Source organism: Lysinibacillus sp. BS3, assembly GCF_039614735.1.
Lineage (GTDB): Bacteria > Bacillota > Bacilli > Bacillales_A > Planococcaceae > Lysinibacillus > Lysinibacillus capsici.
Genome location: NZ_CP154860.1, coordinates 2,003,260 through 2,023,461, shown reverse-complemented (window position 1 = coordinate 2,023,461; position 20,202 = coordinate 2,003,260). Strand labels below are relative to the sequence as shown.

Sequence of the window (20,202 nt, the reverse complement as noted above, 5' to 3'; positions counted from 1 at the left end):
TATGAAAATATGCGTTATGACAGGTACAAGAGCAGAGTATGGTTTATTATATCCATTGATTAAGAAGATAAAAGAAGATGATGCATTCCAGTTGCAGTTAGTCGTAACTGGGATGCATTTATCTCCTGAATTTGGCAATACATACGAACAAATTGAACGTGATGGCTTTGTGATTGATGAGAAAGTGGAGATGCTGCTGTCAGGGGATAGTGCGAATAGCGTTGTAAAGTCAATAGGGCTTGCGACAATTGGCTTTGCGGATGCCTTCACTCGATTACGACCAGATTTACTCATCATATTAGGAGATCGCTTTGAAATGTTAGCCGCTGCACAGGCAGCTCTCATTATGCAAATCCCAATTGCACATCTGCATGGGGGAGAGTGTACGTACGGCGCATATGATGATGCGATACGGCATTCAATTACGAAAATGGCGACATGGCACTTTACAAGCACAGCATCTCATCGCAAGCGTGTTATCCAACTTGGTGAGAATCCAGAGCGTGTGTTTAATGTTGGAGCGATTGGCATAGAAAATGTTATGACTATTGACTTATTAACAAAAGCTTCGTTATATGAGCAGCTTTCTGTAGATGAAAATAAACCATTGTTTTTAATTACATATCATCCAGAAACGAACGGGGAAACGGGTGGAATCTTTAAGCTTTTAGCAGCATTAGAAAATTATCCAGAAGTTAACTTATTATTTACAAAATCAAATGCAGATAATGGTGGCAGAGCGATCAATGAAGTGATTCAGCAATTCGTTAATGACCACCCAAATGCGCAATTATATGATTCATTAGGGCAATTGCGCTATTTAAGCGCTGTAAAACATGCACAAGTTGTCATTGGTAATTCTTCAAGCGCATTAATCGAGGTTCCATACTTGGAAACACCGACAGTTAATTGTGGGACAAGACAAAAGGGACGAGAGCGACCAAATTCCGTGTTCGATGTGGCTTTAAGAACGAAAGATATCGTGGATGCGATTGAACAAGCCCTATCATTTAATGAGCCGTATGAACAAATATTTGGAGATGGTCAGGTTTCTAAAAAAATTATAAATATTTTAAAAGAGTTACCGTCATTTACAGTAGTAAAGGAGTTTTATGATCTATGACTAAAACATACATCATCGCAGAAGCCGGTGTAAATCATAATGGTTCGCTAGAGTTAGCAAAGGAGCTCGTCCTTGTCGCAAAAGATGCAGGCGCGGATGCTGTAAAGTTTCAGACATTCAAGGCTGAAACAATAGTGACGAAAGAAGCACAACAAGCAGACTATCAAGTTGAAAATCTAGGTGAAGCTACATCACAATATGCGATGCTCAAAAAACTTGAGCTAACATTTGACGAATTTGTAGAACTTCATGCATTTTGTGGTGAGCAAAACATCGCTTTTTTATCGACACCTTTTGATTTTGAAAGTGTCGATTTTTTATTAGACCAATTAGCGATGCAAACTGTGAAAATTCCATCTGGTGAGCTAACGAATTCGCCCTTCATCCATTACATTGCGACAAAGCAACGTCCAATTATTTTATCTACGGGTATGGCGACGGTGGATGAGATACATGAAGCACTAGCGTTTATTGCGTATGGTCTAGCTTATCCACAGCAGAGTGTTGATACTACTGAAGTTAAAGCGTTTTATAAAACATTGATAGCGAAAGAACTGCTACAAAAATATGTAACAGTGCTACACTGCACAACACAATACCCAGCACCTGTACATTCTATTAACTTAAAGGCTATGGATGCAATACGTACAACATTCCAAGTGCCTATTGGTTTTTCTGATCATTCGGAAGGCATTATTATACCCATCGGAGCTGTAGTTATGGGTGCAACAGTTATTGAAAAACATTTTACTTTAGATAAGAAAATGGAAGGACCTGACCATGTCGCATCATTAAATCCACAAGAATTGAAAACGATGGTACAGGGAATACGTGAAATTGAAGAGGCACTCGGCGATGGTGTAAAAGAGCCGACAGCAGTTGAGCTGCAAAATCGCCAGTCAGCCCGTAAAAGCTTAGTCGCGAAAAAGGCGATACAAGTAGGAGAAGTATTCTCAGAAATGAACTTAACCGTTAAACGTCCCGGTAATGGGATCGCGCCATCAAAGTACTGGGGATATATTGGTAAAACTGCTACTAAAAATTATGCAGAGGATGCGATGATTGATGAATAAACCGCTTATTATTATTGGCAACGGTGGACATGCATCGGTTTTAACAGAAACATTACTAGCGCAAGATGAGAAAATTATTGGCTTTACCGCACTGAATGAAGAAGATAATTTTTTTAACCTTCGTTATTTAGGGCAAGACGATATTGTGCTGCAATATAATCCAAAAGAGATTGATTTAGTGTTAGGAATTGGTATGGTGGGACCTAACAGTTTACGCACTAAAATTTATCAACATTTTACACAGTTAGGTTACAGTTTTAAATCTGTCATCCACCAGACTGCCATTATCGCCCCTTCTGTTACTTTAGGCGAAGGTGTACAAATGATGGCAGGTACAATTGCTCAAACAAACGTCAAAATTGCCGATAATACTATTATTAATACAGGTGCTCAAATTGATCATGATTGCATGATTAGAGAGCACATACATATCGCACCAGGGGCTGTATTATCTGGTGCAGTGACTATAGGTGAAGGGACGCATATCGGTACAGGCGTTACTGTTATTCAAAATATAACGATTGGAAAAGGCTGTTTAATAGGAGCTGGAGCAGTCGTTTTGAAAAACATAGAAGATAATAAGACGGCGTATGGTGTGCCAGCGAAGGAAGTGTAAATAATGAAACAGTGGCAACAAATTATTGTGAAAAAAAATTATACACTACTAGAAACAATGCAAGTTATTGATGCATCTTCACTTCAGTTTGCAGTTGTTGTAGACGACGAACAGCATTTGCTTGGTACTGTGACGGACGGGGATATTCGGCGTGGTATTTTGCGCGGTGAAGGGCTAGATGTATCGATTGATGAAGTGATGAATACAACACCTATTACCGCTCTAGCTGGGCAAAAACCTTATAAGTATAAACAGTTGATGCAAAAAAAGAAGCTGAAGCAGCTACCGATTGTAGATAGTGCAAAACAATTAATCGATATAGTATTTTTTGATAAGTGGCAAAATATTGGTGAAAATAAAAATAGTGTTATTTTAATGTTGGGTGGTTTAGGCACACGTCTACGCCCATTAACGAATGACGTACCGAAACCGATGTTGAAAGTGGGGAATAAGCCAATCGTCGAAACAATCGTTGATAGCTTCAAGCAACATGGCTACACGAACTTTATTTTTTCGGTTAATTATAAAAAAGAGATGATTCAAGAGTATTTCCAAGATGGTGAGCCTTTTGGAATTTCGATTGAATATATAGAAGAACAAAAGAGGATGGGGACAGCCGGGGCATTGTCGTTATTAAAAGAGCGTCCGGTAGCACCTTTTTTTGTCATGAATGGCGATTTGCTGACACAAATTAATTTTGATCAACTCATGCAGTTTCATAAGGAGCATGAAGCGATTGCGACGATGTGTGTGCGGGAGTATGAGTTTCAAATTCCGTACGGTGTGATTGAAACGAACGGCGCGAATCTTGTCAATATAAAAGAGAAACCTATACATCGTAGTTTTATAAACGCAGGTATTTATGTTTTAAGTCCTGAGGTATTAGATTTTATACCACAATCTGAGTTTTATGATATGCCGACATTGTTTGAGCAATTGATGGCAAGAGGTAAAAAAACAGCAGCATTTCCAATTCATGAATACTGGTTGGATATTGGGCAGATGGATGATTTTTATCGGGCGAATGAAGAGTTTGGGAGGTTGGATATATGACTGCAAGATGTTTAGCTGTAATTCCTGCGCGTGGAGGATCAAAAGGAGTACCGGGTAAAAATATAAGACTACTAGCAGGAAAGCCACTCATTGCTTGGACAATTGAAGCAGCTAAAAGATCGAAATATATTACGACAACAATTGTTTCGACGGATGATGAAGAAATTAGTACAGTCGCTATTGAATATGGTGCAGAAGTTCCTTTCATTAGACCCGCCCATTTAGCTGAGGATGATACACCAGGTGTAGCGCCCATTTTGCATGCGTTAGAACAATGTCCAGATTACGATTATGTAGTAGTGCTCCAACCAACTTCACCATTAAGAACAGCTGAAGATATTGATGGGACTATCGAAAAAATGTTTAAAAATGATGGGGATTTTTGTGTTTCTGTTGCAGAGGCGGCACAATCGCCATATTGGATGTACACATTAAATAAAGATGATGTTATGCAACCATTAATAGATTCGCCATTAGTAGTAAGAAGGCAAGAATTACCGAAAGCATATATTTTAAATGGCGCTGTATATGTGGCGAAAGTGGAAGAATTAAAGAAAACGGAAAGCTTTATTACTTCAGAAACAGTTGCATATGAAATGCCAGAAGAGCGATCTTTTGATATTGATGTGGAGAAAGATTTTTTTGTTTGTGAGAATATCATGCAACCGCTCGTTGAATAAAATATAATTCCAGTGGCGCTTCCTGAAAATTGTGGGGAATTTAGCCGTTTCGCAAAAAAACATGAAACTTATAGAAATTACTTCCGATAATAGAAGCAAGTAAAAAAATATTTATGTGAGGTGAATTCAATGCGTATTACATCGCAAGGGCAGCCTACAGAAGGAGGCAACGTAACTCCAACCAAAGCATCAGAGAAAATAACATCTACCGATTATACTCATATAAGTTCAACACCAATTGGAGAAACAGCGTTAGTTACTGTAGAAGAAAAAGAAATTTCAAAAGAAAAACTACAACAAGCAGTTGATACGATGAATAATGTGTTGGAGGCAAACAGCAATACGGCAAAATTTGTTTATCATGAAGGGTTAGATCGCTTTTATGTAACGGTTGTAAATAAGGAAACGGATCAGGTTGTAAAAGAGATTCCACCTAAAAAGTTATTAGATGCCTTTTATGAAATGCAAAAGATGCTTGGGTTGATAGTAGACGAAAAAATCTAAACGTATTCAATATTAAGGAGGAAAATGATTATGGTAAATCGAATTGGCGGTCTGGTCTCGGGAATGGATATTGATGGACTTGTACAAAAAATGATGAGAACACAACGAGCACCATTAGACAGACTATTTCAAAATAAGCAAATAGGGGAATGGCAACGTGATGCTTACCGAGCTGTTAATACAAAAATCAGAGCATTTGATACGTATATGGCTGACAATTTAGTGTTAAAGGAACTTAATAGCAAGACGGCTTCTAGTTCTAACTCTAATTTAGTCGATGCTAAAGCAACTGGAAGTGCGTCAGGTACAATAAGTATTGAAGAAGTAAAACAATTAGCAACTGCAGGTCGTCTAGTAGGAGCAAAAACAGTAAAAACTGAAACAGCAACTGGCTCAACAAAATTAAGCGATTTGGGTGTAACTAGTTCAACGATTGATATTAAAGCGATTCAAAATAATGGGACACTTGCAAAAGAAGCTACAAAAATTAGCATTATAGAAGGTATGACAGTGGATCAGTTTATTAATAAAGTTAATACTAGTAATGCTGGTGTGACAGCCATTTTTGAAAATGGCCGATTCTCCTTTACCGCTAAAAATACAGGTGATGTAACAAATGGGGAGGAAATCGAGCTTGTCGGTGCAGATGCTCTAGGATTTTCAGCAGCTGATTTTGCTAATCCAGATATAAGTAAAAAAGCTAGTGCAACAGCGGGACAAAATGCTGTTTTCACAGTTAATGGTATCGAAACGGAACGTACATCCAACACCTTCTCCATTTCTGGTTATAACATTACATTAAAGGAGAAATTTGACCAAGGTCCTGCTGTTACAATCACTGCGACAAGCAATGTAGATGAGATGGTAGATAAGGTGAAAGATTTTGTGAAAACCTATAACGGGTTTGTCAAAGACTTAATGGATCAAACAAATGAAACAAGATACCGAGATTATCCACCACTAACGGATGAACAAAGGAAAGAGCTGTCTGAGAGTGAAGTAAAACTTTGGGATGAAAAAGCGAAAAGTGGTTTACTAAGTAGAGATAGTATTTTGCGCGATGGTTTATCTAATATGCGTTCTTTACTCTACCAGTCTAATCCCGCAGTCGAGGATACAAACTATAACACCCTTTATAAAATTGGTATTACTACAACTCAAAATTATAACGATGGTGGTATGATTGAGATTAATGAGGAGAAATTGCGTCAAGCCTTAACAGAAAATCCAGATGCTGTTGAGCAACTCCTTACAAGTACTGGAAATAAAAATGGTACTGTGACAAAAGTGAACCCAGATACTGGTGTAGAGGAGACCATTACAACAGATACACGTGGTTTTGTTAAAAAACTACGTGATTCATTGGAAGGTTTTAAACTTGCTATTGAGGATAAAGCTGGACGAGCAAATATGGCCGATGAAAAATTTAGTATTGGTCGAGATTTGAAAGCAACAACTGAGCGAATGGATAATTTAAAAAGAAGATTAGAAACGATTGAGCAAATGTATTGGAAACAATTCACAGCTATGGAGCAAGCAATGAACAAAGCCAGTGAACAATCAAGTATTTTTATGCAAAGGTAAATAAGAGTCGTCATTAAGTGAAATAGAGGTGTACTATGCAACTAGTAGAACAACTATTACAAGTATCGACGAACTTATATAAAGTTTTAGACGATACACTAATTAGTGAAGAACGTGATGAATATATTGCACATATACATGAGCTTCTGGATCAACGTAAAATTATTATAGATATGTTAGTACAAGAAGGTGGTTTTCGCTTTGACAAGCAAAATCGTATTCATTGTAAATTACTAGAATTAGATAATGGAATTAAAGAAAGATTGGAGATTGTAATAAATTCCATTAAGAAGGATTTAACAAATCTACAAAAAGCTAAAAAAAATGAATCTCAATATTATAATCCTTTTGCTAGTGTGCGAGTAATGGATGGGATGTATTATGATAAAAAAAATTAGTAAATTTAAAGATGTGATGTGACTTACTATTGAATAATCACAAATAACATTTAGATAACCAAAATCATATAATCACTGATTCTTTAGATAAGGAAATTGATGTATATAGATAGGTATAAGTGCAAATTGTACAAATCAATGTTTACGAATTTATATATTACGACTTTTCTCAAAAAAGTAGAAATTTGATGGGAGAGCTTTGTGATATATATTATATATGGTAATATTCGAAAAAATAAATGTGAATATATTCTAAAAAAGGGGTTGACCTTTTATGTCAGCTAATTTATCGGCGCAAAATGCCTATAAACAAAATACTGTTTCTACTGCTTCTCCAGGAGAACTAACACTGATGCTCTATAATGGTTGCTTGAAGTTTTTACATCTGGCTAAGATAGCTACTCGAGAAAAAAAGATTCAAGCTAAAAATACCAATATTCAAAAAGCGCAAGCTATTATTCAAGAGTTAATAGTGACATTAAACATGGATTATGCTATTTCTAAAAATATGTTAGCATTATATGAATATATGAACCAACGTTTAATGGAAGCCAATATGCTAGATGATGTAGCCATTATTGAGGAAGTGGAAGGATTTGTGACGGAATTTCGCGATACGTGGAAGGAAGTAATTCGCATTAATCGACAACAGCAATTTGGTCAGGGAAACAGCGGACAAATTTAGACACAATTAGAGACCATCGAAAGAGATGGTCTCTTTTTTGTTAAACCGTTATTATCATGAAATAGTCATAAATTAGGCTATTCAACGGTAAAATATGTTACTTATTCCCTGTGGCTGTTAGTTGGGCATCATGGCATAATCAAAGCAATAAACATGTTTAAAAGAGTACTGGGGTGGGAATATGATCTTTAAGCGTCAAGAAGGTTTCCGATTTAAATTTAAGGAGCCTATTCAAATAACTTTTGCTATTTATGAGAATGGGAAGGTCAATCATGGACAAACGGCTATGGCTGACTTGTTGGATATAAGCCCACGTGGATTAAAGATGTTTACGGAAGTGGATTTAGGTATAAACCCTCCTCCATTAGATATCCATTTTGTGCTTGATACACAAGAAGTTCGCGCTTATGGAGAAGTGATTTGGAGTCGTCCATTTGGGAGCGGCAAGCAATACGGCATCTATTTCAATAATCAAGGACCCGTGGAAGATTTGATTGTTGAAGAACTAAAGCTTCGACGAAAAAAGGAAGCAGCAGAAGCGAAAAAACAAAATAATAATTTATAAAAATTTTTGTAAAAAAAAGAATGATTTTAGAGGAATTTCACACACTTGTGTAGAAATAGATAGTATAGCAGTTATAAAGGAGGAGTTTACATGTTAAACTTTAACATTCGTGGTGAAAATATTGAGGTAACTCCAGCTATTCGAGAGTATGTTGAGAACAAAATCGATAAAGTTGAACGCTATTTTAACGAAGATGTTAATGCCAACGCTAATGTCAATTTAAAGGTTTACAATGACAAACAAACTAAAGTGGAAGTTACTATTCCAATGAAGAATCTAACTCTTCGTGCTGAAGAGCGTCATAATGATATGTATGCTGCTGTTGATCTAATTGTTGATAAATTAGAGCGTCAGATCCGCAAGCATAAAACAAAAGTAAACCGTAAATTCCGCGAGCGTGAAGGTGCAGGCCTTTATTTTGCTACTACTCAAGCAGCCGCTGATGCTGTGTCAGAGGAAGAAGAATACTCAATTGTTCGTACAAAGCAATTTGATTTAAAACCTATGGATCAAGAAGAGGCAGTTCTACAAATGAATATGCTTGGACATGATTTCTATGTCTTTACAGATGCTGAATCGAACGGCACAAATATTGTATATAAACGTAAAGATGGAAAATATGGCTTAATTGAAACTACTTAAAACTTCATGATGACAAAGGCTCTCGCGATGGCGAGGGCCTTTTTTTGGTATGACAATCATATGTAGCCGGGGTGACAGTTTGCATGAAACTGTTACACAATGGTAAAATGAAAGTTGAATCTATATAGGAAGTGAAAAACATTCATGGCAAACCTATTAAATAAATTATTTGATTTCAATAAACGTGAGCTAAAAAAATTAGAAAAAATCGCTGACCAAGTTGAGAGATTCGCTTCTCAAATGGAACAGCTTTCAGATGATCAACTACAAGCGAAAACAGATGAATTTAAAAAGCGCTATGCTGAGGGTGAGCATTTAGAGTCGATTCGTGCCGAAGCGTTTGCTGTTTGTCGAGAAGCGGCAAAACGTGTATTAGAGATGTACCCATTCCGCGTTCAAATCATGGGGGCAGCCGCTCTTGATGAGGGGAATATTGCGGAGATGAAAACCGGGGAAGGTAAAACTTTAACAGCGACAATGGCTGTTTATTTAAATGCCATCACTGGTAAAGGTGTACATGTTGTAACAGTCAACGAATACCTAGCGAGTCGTGATGCTGCTGAAATGGGACAACTTTATAATTTCTTAGGCTTATCTGTTGGGCTTAATTTAAATAGCCTTTCAAAAGATGAAAAACGTACTGCTTATGAGGCAGATATTACGTATAGTACAAACAATGAGCTAGGATTTGACTACTTACGTGATAACATGGTGCTTTACAAAGAGGAACGTGTACAACGTCCATTGCACTATGCTGTCATTGATGAGGTGGACTCGATCTTAATTGATGAAGCTCGTACGCCATTAATTATTTCGGGTCAAGCTGGGAAATCAGCACAGCTTTATAAACAGTCTAATGCGTTTGTGCGTATGTTAAATGCAGAGACAGACTATACGTATGAAGAGTCAACAAAAGGTGTTACGTTAACAGATGCAGGTGTGGAAAAGGCAGAAAAAGCATTTGGCATCGATAATCTATTTGATTTGACACATGTTCGTTTAAATCATGCGATCAATCAATCATTAAAGGCGCATGTTAGTATGCATAATGATGTCGATTATGTTGTGCAGGATGGCGAAATTGTGATCGTTGATGGCTTTACTGGTCGTTTGATGAAGGGTCGTCGTTATTCTGATGGCTTACACCAAGCGATTGAGGCTAAAGAAGGCGTTGAGATTCAAAATGAATCGATGACAATGGCGACAATTACCTTCCAAAACTACTTCCGTATGTATCAAAAGCTTGCAGGGATGACAGGTACAGCGAAAACAGAGGAAGAGGAATTCCGTAATATTTACAATATGAATGTTGTCGCTATTCCGACGAATAAACCGATTGCTCGTGATGATCGTGCTGACTTGATTTTTGCAACGATGGAAGGGAAATATAAAGCAGTTGCTGCTGATATCGCAGAGCGTCATAGAGCTGGTCAACCTGTTCTTGTTGGTACAGTTGCTATTGAAACGTCTGAGATTATTTCTAAACTATTGGATAAACATAAAATTCCTCATAATGTATTAAATGCGAAAAATCATGAACGTGAAGCTGAAATCATTGCGAACGCTGGTACAAAGGGTGCAGTGACAATTGCAACTAACATGGCTGGACGTGGTACAGATATTAAACCTGGCGAAGGAGTACTCGAAATTGGCGGTTTAGCGGTAATCGGTACAGAGCGACATGAATCACGTCGTATTGATAATCAGCTTCGTGGACGTTCTGGTCGTCAAGGGAATCCAGGGGTTACACAATTCTACCTATCCTTAGAGGATGATTTAATGCGTCGTTTTGGCTCTGATAATATGAAGTCGATGATGATGCGCTTAGGTATGGATGATTCCCAGCCATTGCAATCTAAAGTAGTGTCGAGAGCTGTAGAATCAGCGCAGAAACGTGTCGAGGGTAATAACTTTGATGCGCGTAAACGCTTATTACAATATGACGATGTACTACGTCAGCAACGTGAGATTATTTATAAAGAGCGTTATGATGTACTAGAAACAGAAAATATGCGTGTGCTTGTTGAGTCTATGATTCAAGAAACAATTGATAATGTTGTTAGCCTGTATACTCAAGGTGAACAGAAGGATTGGAACCTAAAGGCTATTGAAGACTTTGTAGCGGCTAATCTTTTAGAGGAAGGTCAACTTAAAGTATCTGATTTCCAAGGCAAGTCTGCTGAAGATATTAATCAGCTAATCTCTGATGCTGTTCATGTTCGTTATGATGAAAAAGAGGCAGAACTGACACCAGAGCGTATGCGTGAGTTTGAAAAGGTTATTTTATTACGATCAATCGATACAAAATGGATTGATCATATTGATGCAATGGATCAACTACGTCAAGGTATCCATCTGCGTGCTTATGGTCAAAACGATCCTCTTCGTGAATATCAACAAGAAGGCTTTGCGATGTTTGAGGATATGGTAGCCTCTATTCGCGAGGATGTTGCGAAATATGCGATGAAAGCAGAAATCCGCAATAATCTGGAGCGTGAAGAGGTGGCAAAGGGGCAGGCTGTTAATCCGAAAGAAGAAGGTGGCGCTGCGCCGAAAAAGCAACCAGTACGTAAAGCTGAAAACATTGGCCGTAATGATTTATGTCCATGTGGTAGTGGCAAGAAATTTAAAAACTGTCATGGCACAGCTCAATAATATCTAGGTGAAAAAATCATTTTAACTACGTGTTGAAATGATTTTTTCTTTATAAAATTACTTAAAAATGAAGAAATTTTAGTATAAAAAGTCAGAATTTATAGACAATTGAAAAATATGGGTATACAATAGCTGTAATAATAGGTATATAGTACAAGTTATTTATCCTATTATTATCCTGAATTTTTGATGGTGATACTAAGTCTTAAGGAGGATCGGGATTTTCAAGCAATCTTACTCATTGAAAATAGCGGGAATGTACGCATATTTGTATATTCCTTTTTATTTTGACTGGAAGCAACATAAAATGTATAAAGGGGGACTATAGATGCATAAAAAAGATATTATGAATAGTGAAACAATGATGTATATGCCTGTGTATGATTCCTTTGGAAATTTATGTACGCAGGTGTATGAGAAAAATAATGAGTATATATCTACGTTACCACCAACGAAATTATTGGACTTTAATCTGCGTTATTTTGGTTCTAGTTTAAGAGGAGCGTTCGATGGTTCGAAAATGATCCTAGGCAAGCTTAATAAAAATCCTATCGTCGTGCACGAACGTTGTAATATTTTATGGTTTCCTAGTAGGTCTCCTTTACACCCTGACTGTATCTGGTTCGCTGTTCATCATATAGATGACTATGTCGCTGTGGATAAAAAGAGGACAAAGGTTACTTTTATGAATGGCAAGGAATTTATTGTGGATGTCAGTGTCAATGCGTTAGAGTCTCGGATTCAAAGAGCATTTTTATTAAAATATAGACTAGAGAAACGAACAAAATATTTACTTGTTCAGTATGACCGTGTGAAAGTATTTCAACGTCTTGCCAAGAATATGTTTGAGGACGAGACGCAGGATAGTTGACTTAATTCCACAAAACATCTGCTAGATAGTATGTTTTCGTTTCTAAAAACGTTATAATAAAAAGATACGGAGCTTTATGATTAAAGTGTTAGCTCCATGACTAACGTTCGGAGGATTTAACGATGATTGAATTAGCAGATGTACGCAATGTGTTAGACACTACAGCCAAAAAATTGGCGGACTTTAGGGGGTCTCTTTGACTTAGAGAACAAAGAGGCACGTATTCAGGAGCTAGATGAAATGATGCTAGAGCCAGGCTTTTGGGATGATCAGCAAGGTGCTCAGGTGATTATCAATGAAGGAAATGGCTTAAAAGCTATTGTCAATGAATATAAAGATTTAGTGGAAACACATGAAAATTTAGATATGACACTGGAACTTTTGCGTGAAGAACCAGACGAAGAATTACAAGAAGAACTAGGCAAAGAACTAGCAGAATTCCAACAAAAGATGGCTGATTTTGAGCTTCAATTACTGCTAAGTGGCCCATACGATCAAAACAATGCCATTTTAGAGCTGCATCCTGGTGCTGGTGGTACGGAGTCACAGGACTGGGGTTCAATGCTATTACGTATGTATACACGATGGGCTGAGAAGCGTGGATTTAAAGTGGAAACAGTGGACTATCTACCAGGAGATGAAGCTGGGATTAAATCTGTAACATTGTCGATTAAAGGTCATAATGCTTTCGGTTATTTACAAGCGGAAAAGGGTGTGCATCGTCTAGTACGTATTTCTCCATTTGATTCGTCTGGCCGCCGTCATACGTCCTTCGTTTCCTGTGATGTTATGCCAGAGTTTGACGACAATATAGAAATCGATATTCGTACAGAGGATTTAAAAATTGATACGTATCGTGCAACAGGTGCAGGTGGTCAGCATATTAATACGACAGATTCTGCAGTCCGTATTACGCATATTCCTACTGGTACTATCGTACAATGTCAAGCTGAGCGCTCCCAGATTAAAAACCGTGAAAAAGCGATGACGATGTTAAAAGGGAAGCTATATCAATTAGAACTTGATAAACAGCAGGCACAATTAGATGAAATACGCGGTGAGCAAAAAGAAATAGGCTGGGGCTCCCAAATTCGTTCGTATGTCTTCCACCCATACTCGATGGTGAAAGATCATCGTACAAATGAAGAAACAGGTAATGTGGGTGCTGTGATGGATGGCGACTTAGATCCATTTATTAATGCCTATTTACGTTCAAAAATAAATTAATACCCAGATTCCCCAAGAGTGAGATGCTCTTGGGGAATTTTTGTTAAAAGGGTGGATGATAGGGTGCATCTTGGCTCAGCTGTTTTCGTTCATTCATGTAATATTTATACAGCATAGAAGCGTTAAGAAATTGTTTACTAATGGAAGCATAACGAATAGGTAGTTCGATTTGTTTATCATTTTTTAACGTTACAATACACCCCAATTCACTAGGAGTAATATTAATAATTGCATGAAGCCCTATCCATATATTGTGAATGGAGCTGGGTGAATAAGTTGGCAGAAAAATACAGGGATAACCATAATCAAAGGCCACGACGATTGGTAGCTTATGTTGATTGCCGAAAAAACGTTTAGCCGATTGTTTTGCGGCTTCATAAGTTGATCCTAATGAGAGACAGGATTTTCGAAGGACATGCATCGGTTTGCGTGTAACAATCAGCTCATTATGCTTATCAATCACATGCGTGAAGACTTTGGAGTCATGCTGAATAGGTTGCAGCAAATAAGTATTGAATGAAATTAAGTAGCCGTTTACAAAGTTAGTTGTCATATAGGGAGTGCCTCCTCTTTTCTAGTGATAACGGTAGTGTAAAACAGAATATGACTTTCTTAAATTAAATGAAATAGTTGAAAATCGTTCAGAAAAGCACGAAATGCCTAGAGAATTTGCTCTAAATATAAAATGATTAATAGCTAATCCAAGATATTTTCGAATCGTAAGCATTGCTTTTTAAATTCAATTTTCATATAATTTAGAAAAGGATCGAGGTGGGATCGTTGGATAAATATTATTCGTATACAGATTTTCTGAAAGCCGTTGGTCAGTCGAAAAAAGTTGATGAGGCAGAGAAATTATTAAACGAGATTTATTTAGATTTATTTTTAAATCGTATCCAGCGTATGCATCGGCAAGAGCAGCTCATGGTTCTGATAGATAGAGCACTCGATGAAAAAGATGAAAACGCATTTTATCAATACGCATCCGAACTAACTTCCTTACACCAAACAGAAGATGAATCATATTGACGAACCCGCTCTCCATATCTATTGGAGAGTGGGATTTTTTTGCCTTTGAAAATAGTTGCAGAGGATGTGAAGATTGTATGTTTTGGTTAGAAGAAGTGATCTTGCTTATAGAATGGGGAAAGTCATTTAAAAAGTTTGAGACGCTGTTTATAAAAAAAGTGAGAGACGCTCTAAAAGTACAGACCCCGGCTCCTGAGAGAGTGTGAGCTGCACATAAAGCAAAACAGGAAATCCCATCCATCGATGAAGCTTGAAAACCTAATAAAACGGCTATTATAAGAGTAACAAGTTAAATTGACTGTATTGTTATGTAATAAAAATTTTAGAGATGAAAAAAAAAATTACAAACATTCGTTCGTTAAATGTTCGAAATTTTAATATTGCTATGCTAAAATATATGTACAAATTGGAAGAAAGGACGGGGACATGAGTGCAAACATTTGATTTACAAGCGCCATATCAGCCTAACGGGGATCAGCCACAGGCCATTGCGGAATTAGTGGAGGGTGTGAAAGCAGGCAAACGTCATCAAACATTGCTTGGTGCTACTGGAACAGGTAAGACGTTTACCATTTCGAATGTCATCCAGCAAGTCAAAAAACCAACACTAATTATGGCACACAATAAAACACTAGCTGGCCAGTTGTATAGTGAATTTAAAGAGTTCTTCCCAAATAACGCCGTTGAATATTTTGTCAGCTACTATGATTACTACCAACCAGAAGCTTATGTACCGCAGACAGATACCTATATAGAAAAAGACTCTAGCATTAACGATGAAATTGATAAGCTGCGTCACTCTGCTACTTCTGCATTGTTTGAGCGTGAGGATGTCATTATTATTGCATCTGTGTCCTGTATCTATGGTTTAGGTTCTCCCGAAGAATATCGAGAAATGGTTGTTTCCATTCGTACGGGTATGGAAATTGAACGTAATCAGCTACTGCGCAAGCTTGTAGACGTTCAGTATGAGCGAAATGATGTTAGTTTTACTCGCGGAACATTTCGGGTACGTGGAGATGTAGTGGAAATCTTCCCAGCCTCTCGTGATGAGCATTGTATTCGTGTGGAATTTTTTGGGGATGAAATCGATCGCATTCGTGAGGTAGATGCACTAACGGGAGAGATTTTATCGGATCGAGAGCATGTTGCTATTTTCCCTGCATCTCACTTCGTTACACGAGAAGAGAAAATGCGTAAAGCGATTGAAAACATTGAAAAAGAATTAGAGGAACGACTTGCATTATTACGTGCAGAAGATAAATTACTAGAGGCACAGCGTTTAGAACAGCGTACACGCTATGATTTAGAGATGATGCGTGAAATGGGCTTTTGCTCTGGGATTGAAAACTATTCACGTCATTTAACATTGCGTGAAGCAGGTGCTACTCCATATACTTTGTTAGATTATTTCCCCGAAGACTTTTTACTTGTGGTTGATGAAAGTCACGTAACACTTCCACAGGTTCGAGGAATGTACAATGGTGACCAAGCACGTAAAGGAGTGCTCGTAGAACATGGCTTCCGATTGCCATCTGCTCTAGATAACCGTCCATTACGTTTTGAAGAGTATGAAAACCGCGTACATCAAGCGATTTATGTATCAGCCACACCAGGTCCTTATGAACTGGAGCATACACCAGAAATGGTAGAGCAAATTATCCGTCCAACTGGATTATTAGATCCATTAATTGATGTACGTCCTATTGAAGGTCAAATTGATAATTTAATTGATGAAATACAAGATCGAATTGCGCGTGATGAGCGAGTTTTAGTGACAACGCTAACGAAGAAAATGTCTGAGGATTTAACGGCTTACCTGAAGGAAATGGGCTTAAAAGTAGAATACTTACATTCAGAAATTAAGACACTAGAACGTATTGAAATTATCCGTGAGCTACGCAAAGGAACGTATGATGTGCTAATAGGTATTAATCTATTGCGTGAAGGTCTTGATATCCCTGAGGTGTCCCTTGTGGCAATTTTAGATGCTGATAAAGAAGGATTTTTACGTTCAGAGCGTTCATTGATTCAAACCATTGGTCGTGCTGCTCGTAACGCGAATGGTCATGTCATTATGTATGCGGATCATATAACAGACTCGATGAAAAAGGCGATTGATGAAACGCAACGTCGTCGTGCGTTACAAATGGCTTATAACGAGGAGCATGGCATAACACCTCAAACGATCATTAAGAAAATCCCAGATGTGATTCGTGCAACACAAGTAGCAGAAGAAGAGGAATCGTATGTAACAAAGGCAACAAAAGGCAAAAAGCTGACAAAGGCGGAAAGAGAACAGCTCTTGGCTTCTCTAGAAGTAGAAATGAAGGAAGCAGCAAAAGCGCTTGACTTTGAACGTGCGGCTGAGTTACGAGATACAATATTTGAATTGAAGGTAGAAGGGTGAATGACTTGTGAAAAATACTGAAATCGTCGTGCAAGGTGCACGTGCTCATAATTTAAAAAATATTAATGTCACAATTCCACGTGACCAATTAGTCGTTTTAACAGGATTATCGGGCTCTGGAAAGTCTTCTCTAGCATTTGACACAATTTATGCGGAGGGCCAGCGTCGTTACGTTGAGTCCCTCTCCGCCTATGCCCGTCAATTTCTTGGACAAATGGATAAGCCAGATGTCGATGCCATAGAAGGTTTATCGCCTGCTATTTCCATTGACCAAAAAACGACAAGTCGTAACCCACGATCTACTGTCGGTACGGTAACGGAAATCTATGATTACCTACGTTTACTTTATGCACGTATTGGTAAACCGATTTGTCCAAATCATGGCATAGAAATCACTTCCCAAACGATTGAGCAAATGGTGGATCGTTTATTAACCTATCCTGAGAGAACTAAGATGCAGCTCCTTGCACCAATGGTTTCTGGACGTAAGGGTACCCATGTTAAACTGCTAGAAGATTTAAAAAAGCAGGGGTTTGTTCGTGTACGAATTGATGGGGAATTGCGTGATTTAGATGATGCTATCGAACTTGATAAAAATAAAAAGCATTCCATTGAAGTAGTAGTGGACCGTGTTGTTATGAAGGAAGGGATTGCTGCTCGTCTGAGTGATTCTTTAGAAACGGCTTTACGCCTGGCAGATGGACGTGTGCTTGTCGATGTGATGGAACATGAAGAGTTATTATTTAGTGAGCATCATGCCTGCCCATTATGTGGTTTTTCTATTGGTGAGTTAGAGCCTCGTATGTTTTCATTTAATAGTCCGTTTGGTGCTTGTCCAAGCTGTGATGGCTTAGGTTCAACACAAGAGGTAGATTTAGATTTAGTGGTGCCTGATTGGGATCGTTCCTTGTTAGAGCATGCCATCGCACCATGGGAACCAACAAGTTCGCAGTACTACCCACAATTACTAAAAGCTGTATGTGATCATTACGATATTCCAATGGACGTGCCTGTGAAGGATTTGCCAAAGGAAAAGATGGATAAAGTTTTATATGGCTCTGGAAAAGACAAGATACACTTTCATTATGAAAATGAGTTTGGCAATGTGCGAGATCAAATGATTGAATTTGAAGGGGTGGTGCGCAATGTTGAGCGTCGTTTTAAAGAGACGACATCCGATTATGTTCGTGAGCAGATGGAAAAATACATGGCACAGCAGGCTTGCCCTTCATGTAAAGGGTATCGTTTAAAGCCTGAGACGCTAGCAGTGAAAGTAGCTGATAAACATATCGGTGAGGTCACACAATATTCAATTCAGGAAGCAGACACTTTCTTTAAAGAGCTTGATCTCACTGAAAAGGATATGCAAATTGCTCGATTAGTTTTACGAGAAATCGAAGAACGATTGGGCTTCCTTGTGAATGTTGGTTTAGACTATTTAACATTGAGTCGTGCAGCAGGTACATTATCTGGTGGAGAGGCACAACGTATTCGCCTTGCTACGCAAATTGGTTCACGATTAACAGGAGTCCTCTATATTTTAGATGAGCCTTCGATTGGTTTGCATCAGCGAGATAATGATCGACTGATTAGCACATTACAAAATATGCGTGACATTGGAAATACGCTGATTGTGGTAGAGCATGATGAAGATACGATGCTTGCTGCAGATTATCTCATCGATGTAGGACCTGGAGCAGGCGTCCATGGCGGTCAAATTGTGGCAGCAGGTACACCACAGGAAGTTATGAATAATGAAAAATCCTTAACTGGACAATATTTAAGTGGTAGAAAGTTTATTCCTTTACCAATTGAAAGACGCCAACCAAATGGTCGAAAGCTCTCCATTAAAGGTGCCAAGGAAAATAATTTACGCAATGTTAAAGTAGATGTTCCATTAGGCTTATTTGTAGCAGTGACAGGTGTGTCTGGTTCAGGGAAATCTACACTGATAAATGAAATTTTATATAAATCTTTGGCACAGAAGCTTAATCGTTCAAAGGTTAAGCCTGGCGAGCATAAAGAAGTGACAGGTATCGATGAGCTTGAAAAAGTAATCGATATTGATCAATCGCCAATTGGTCGTACACCTCGTTCAAACCCAGCAACTTATACAGGTGTTTTTGATGATATTCGCGATGTTTTCGCAGCAACAAATGAAGCAAAGGTACGAGGCTATAAAAAAGGACGCTTTAGCTTCAATGTTAAGGGCGGTCGCTGTGAAGCATGTCGTGGTGACGGCATTATTAAAATTGAAATGCATTTCCTTCCAGATGTTTATGTACCATGTGAAGTATGTCTCGGCAAACGTTATAACCGTGAAACACTTGAAGTGAAGTATAAAGATAAGAGTATTGCAGATATTCTCGATATGACAATTGAAAATGCAGTAGTGTTCTTTGAAAATATTCCAAAGATCCAGCGTAAGCTACAAACGATTGTTGATGTGGGGTTGGGTTATATGAAATTAGGGCAACCAGCCACAACCTTATCGGGTGGTGAGGCGCAGCGTGTAAAACTAGCCTCTGAATTACATCGACGCTCAACAGGGAAATCCTTCTATATTTTAGATGAACCAACGACAGGATTACATGCCGATGATATTGCTCGTTTACTTGTCGTTTTACAGCGTCTTGTTGAAAACGGTGATTCGGTATTAGTTATTGAGCATAACTTGGATGTGATTAAAACAGCTGATTATATCATTGACTTAGGTCCAGAAGGCGGAGACAAAGGTGGTACGATTGTTGCAACTGGTACACCTGAAGAGGTAGTAGAAGTAGCAGGCTCCTATACAGGCAAATACTTAAAACCAATTCTGGAACGTGATCGTATGAGAATGGATGCATTGCTAGCAGAAGCTACTAAGTCTTAAGGGTTTTACATTCGAACGGAAATGATTAATCTGGATTGAAAGGTGATCTTAAATTGGGGAAAGTCGCTCAATCCAGATTGAAAATGATTCGAAATGTGAAGAACCCACTAAAACAGAGGTCAGAAGTGATCCAACTAATCTAAAAAACGAGCAATAAAATCTTCAGAGGTAAAAGCCTGTCGATGTTGAAATGAAAAGACCCAATTTATTCA

Annotated in this window: 18 protein-coding genes; 17 read left to right on the top strand and 1 reads right to left on the bottom strand. The window is 38.1% G+C overall.

What is annotated here, in order from left to right:
• Nucleotide 1 precedes the first annotated feature (1 nt).
• From neuC to prfB, 14 genes are all read left to right on the top strand, one after another.
• The gene (neuC, locus tag AAJG31_RS10240) at nucleotides 2-1,123 is read left to right on the top strand and encodes a UDP-N-acetylglucosamine 2-epimerase (protein WP_279493967.1); all 1,122 of its coding nucleotides are present in this window, start codon (nucleotides 2-4) and stop codon (nucleotides 1,121-1,123) included.
• On the top strand, nucleotides 1,120-2,196 hold the full coding sequence (gene neuB / locus AAJG31_RS10235) for an N-acetylneuraminate synthase (protein WP_279493968.1): 1,077 nt from the start codon (nucleotides 1,120-1,122) through the stop codon (nucleotides 2,194-2,196). Before neuC ends, neuB begins: the two co-directional genes overlap by 4 nt.
• On the top strand, nucleotides 2,189-2,812 hold the full coding sequence (locus tag AAJG31_RS10230) for an acetyltransferase (RefSeq protein ID WP_279493969.1): 624 nt from the start codon (nucleotides 2,189-2,191) through the stop codon (nucleotides 2,810-2,812). The genes neuB and AAJG31_RS10230 overlap by 8 nt, the downstream gene beginning before the upstream one ends.
• A 3-nt stretch (nucleotides 2,813-2,815) precedes the next feature.
• Nucleotides 2,816-3,865: a nucleotidyltransferase family protein gene (locus tag AAJG31_RS10225; RefSeq protein ID WP_257961516.1), complete on the top strand. Its 1,050-nt coding sequence runs from the start codon at nucleotides 2,816-2,818 to the stop codon at nucleotides 3,863-3,865.
• Entirely contained in the window at nucleotides 3,862-4,545 is a 684-nt protein-coding gene (locus tag AAJG31_RS10220; protein ID WP_279493970.1) for an acylneuraminate cytidylyltransferase family protein, read from the top strand. Before AAJG31_RS10225 ends, AAJG31_RS10220 begins: the two co-directional genes overlap by 4 nt.
• Before the next feature lie 129 nt (nucleotides 4,546-4,674).
• Nucleotides 4,675-5,049 (top strand): flagellar protein FlaG, encoded by a 375-nt coding sequence (locus AAJG31_RS10215; protein WP_279493972.1) that lies wholly within the window; start codon nucleotides 4,675-4,677, stop codon nucleotides 5,047-5,049.
• Nucleotides 5,050-5,079: 30 nt separating this feature from the next.
• Entirely contained in the window at nucleotides 5,080-6,633 is a 1,554-nt protein-coding gene (gene fliD, locus AAJG31_RS10210) for a flagellar filament capping protein FliD (protein ID WP_279493973.1), read from the top strand.
• 35 nt (nucleotides 6,634-6,668) lie between these two features.
• The gene (locus AAJG31_RS10205; RefSeq protein WP_216486501.1) at nucleotides 6,669-7,031 is read left to right on the top strand and encodes a flagellar protein FliT; all 363 of its coding nucleotides are present in this window, start codon (nucleotides 6,669-6,671) and stop codon (nucleotides 7,029-7,031) included.
• A 274-nt stretch (nucleotides 7,032-7,305) separates the two neighbouring features.
• Complete coding sequence (fliS, locus tag AAJG31_RS10200; protein WP_279493975.1) at nucleotides 7,306-7,716, top strand: flagellar export chaperone FliS; 411 nt, start codon at nucleotides 7,306-7,308, stop codon at nucleotides 7,714-7,716.
• Between the two features lie 181 nt (nucleotides 7,717-7,897).
• On the top strand, nucleotides 7,898-8,281 hold the full coding sequence (locus AAJG31_RS10195; protein ID WP_048392058.1) for a PilZ domain-containing protein: 384 nt from the start codon (nucleotides 7,898-7,900) through the stop codon (nucleotides 8,279-8,281).
• Nucleotides 8,282-8,371: 90 nt separating this feature from the next.
• Entirely contained in the window at nucleotides 8,372-8,923 is a 552-nt protein-coding gene (raiA, locus tag AAJG31_RS10190) for a ribosome-associated translation inhibitor RaiA (RefSeq protein ID WP_004227537.1), read from the top strand.
• A 144-nt stretch (nucleotides 8,924-9,067) separates the two neighbouring features.
• Nucleotides 9,068-11,578 (top strand): preprotein translocase subunit SecA, encoded by a 2,511-nt coding sequence (gene secA, locus AAJG31_RS10185; RefSeq protein ID WP_054549768.1) that lies wholly within the window; start codon nucleotides 9,068-9,070, stop codon nucleotides 11,576-11,578.
• 328 nt (nucleotides 11,579-11,906) lie between these two features.
• On the top strand, nucleotides 11,907-12,449 hold the full coding sequence (locus AAJG31_RS10180; protein ID WP_048392056.1) for a competence protein ComK: 543 nt from the start codon (nucleotides 11,907-11,909) through the stop codon (nucleotides 12,447-12,449).
• Between the two features lie 125 nt (nucleotides 12,450-12,574).
• A protein-coding gene (gene prfB, locus AAJG31_RS10175) for a peptide chain release factor 2 (protein ID WP_100069623.1) occupies nucleotides 12,575-13,676 on the top strand; the annotation gives its coding sequence in 2 pieces (ribosomal slippage) (nucleotides 12,575-12,646 and nucleotides 12,648-13,676; 1,101 coding nt in all).
• Nucleotides 13,677-13,719: 43 nt separating this feature from the next.
• On the opposite strand, the gene AAJG31_RS10170 is transcribed toward prfB, so the two are convergent.
• Nucleotides 13,720-14,229, bottom strand: a complete 510-nt coding sequence (locus tag AAJG31_RS10170; RefSeq protein WP_048392055.1) for a competence protein ComK — start codon at nucleotides 14,227-14,229, stop codon at nucleotides 13,720-13,722.
• 227 nt (nucleotides 14,230-14,456) lie between these two features.
• On the opposite strand from AAJG31_RS10170, the gene AAJG31_RS10165 reads away from it, so the two are divergent.
• The 3 genes from AAJG31_RS10165 (at nucleotide 14,457) to uvrA (ending at nucleotide 19,990) form a co-directional block, all read left to right on the top strand.
• The gene (locus AAJG31_RS10165) at nucleotides 14,457-14,705 is read left to right on the top strand and encodes an IDEAL domain-containing protein (protein WP_054549770.1); all 249 of its coding nucleotides are present in this window, start codon (nucleotides 14,457-14,459) and stop codon (nucleotides 14,703-14,705) included.
• 430 nt (nucleotides 14,706-15,135) lie between these two features.
• Nucleotides 15,136-17,115 (top strand): excinuclease ABC subunit UvrB, encoded by a 1,980-nt coding sequence (gene uvrB / locus AAJG31_RS10160; RefSeq protein ID WP_115674275.1) that lies wholly within the window; start codon nucleotides 15,136-15,138, stop codon nucleotides 17,113-17,115.
• A gap of 7 nt (nucleotides 17,116-17,122) precedes the next feature.
• On the top strand, nucleotides 17,123-19,990 hold the full coding sequence (gene uvrA, locus AAJG31_RS10155; RefSeq protein WP_279493977.1) for an excinuclease ABC subunit UvrA: 2,868 nt from the start codon (nucleotides 17,123-17,125) through the stop codon (nucleotides 19,988-19,990).
• Nucleotides 19,991-20,202: the final 212 nt, after the last annotated feature.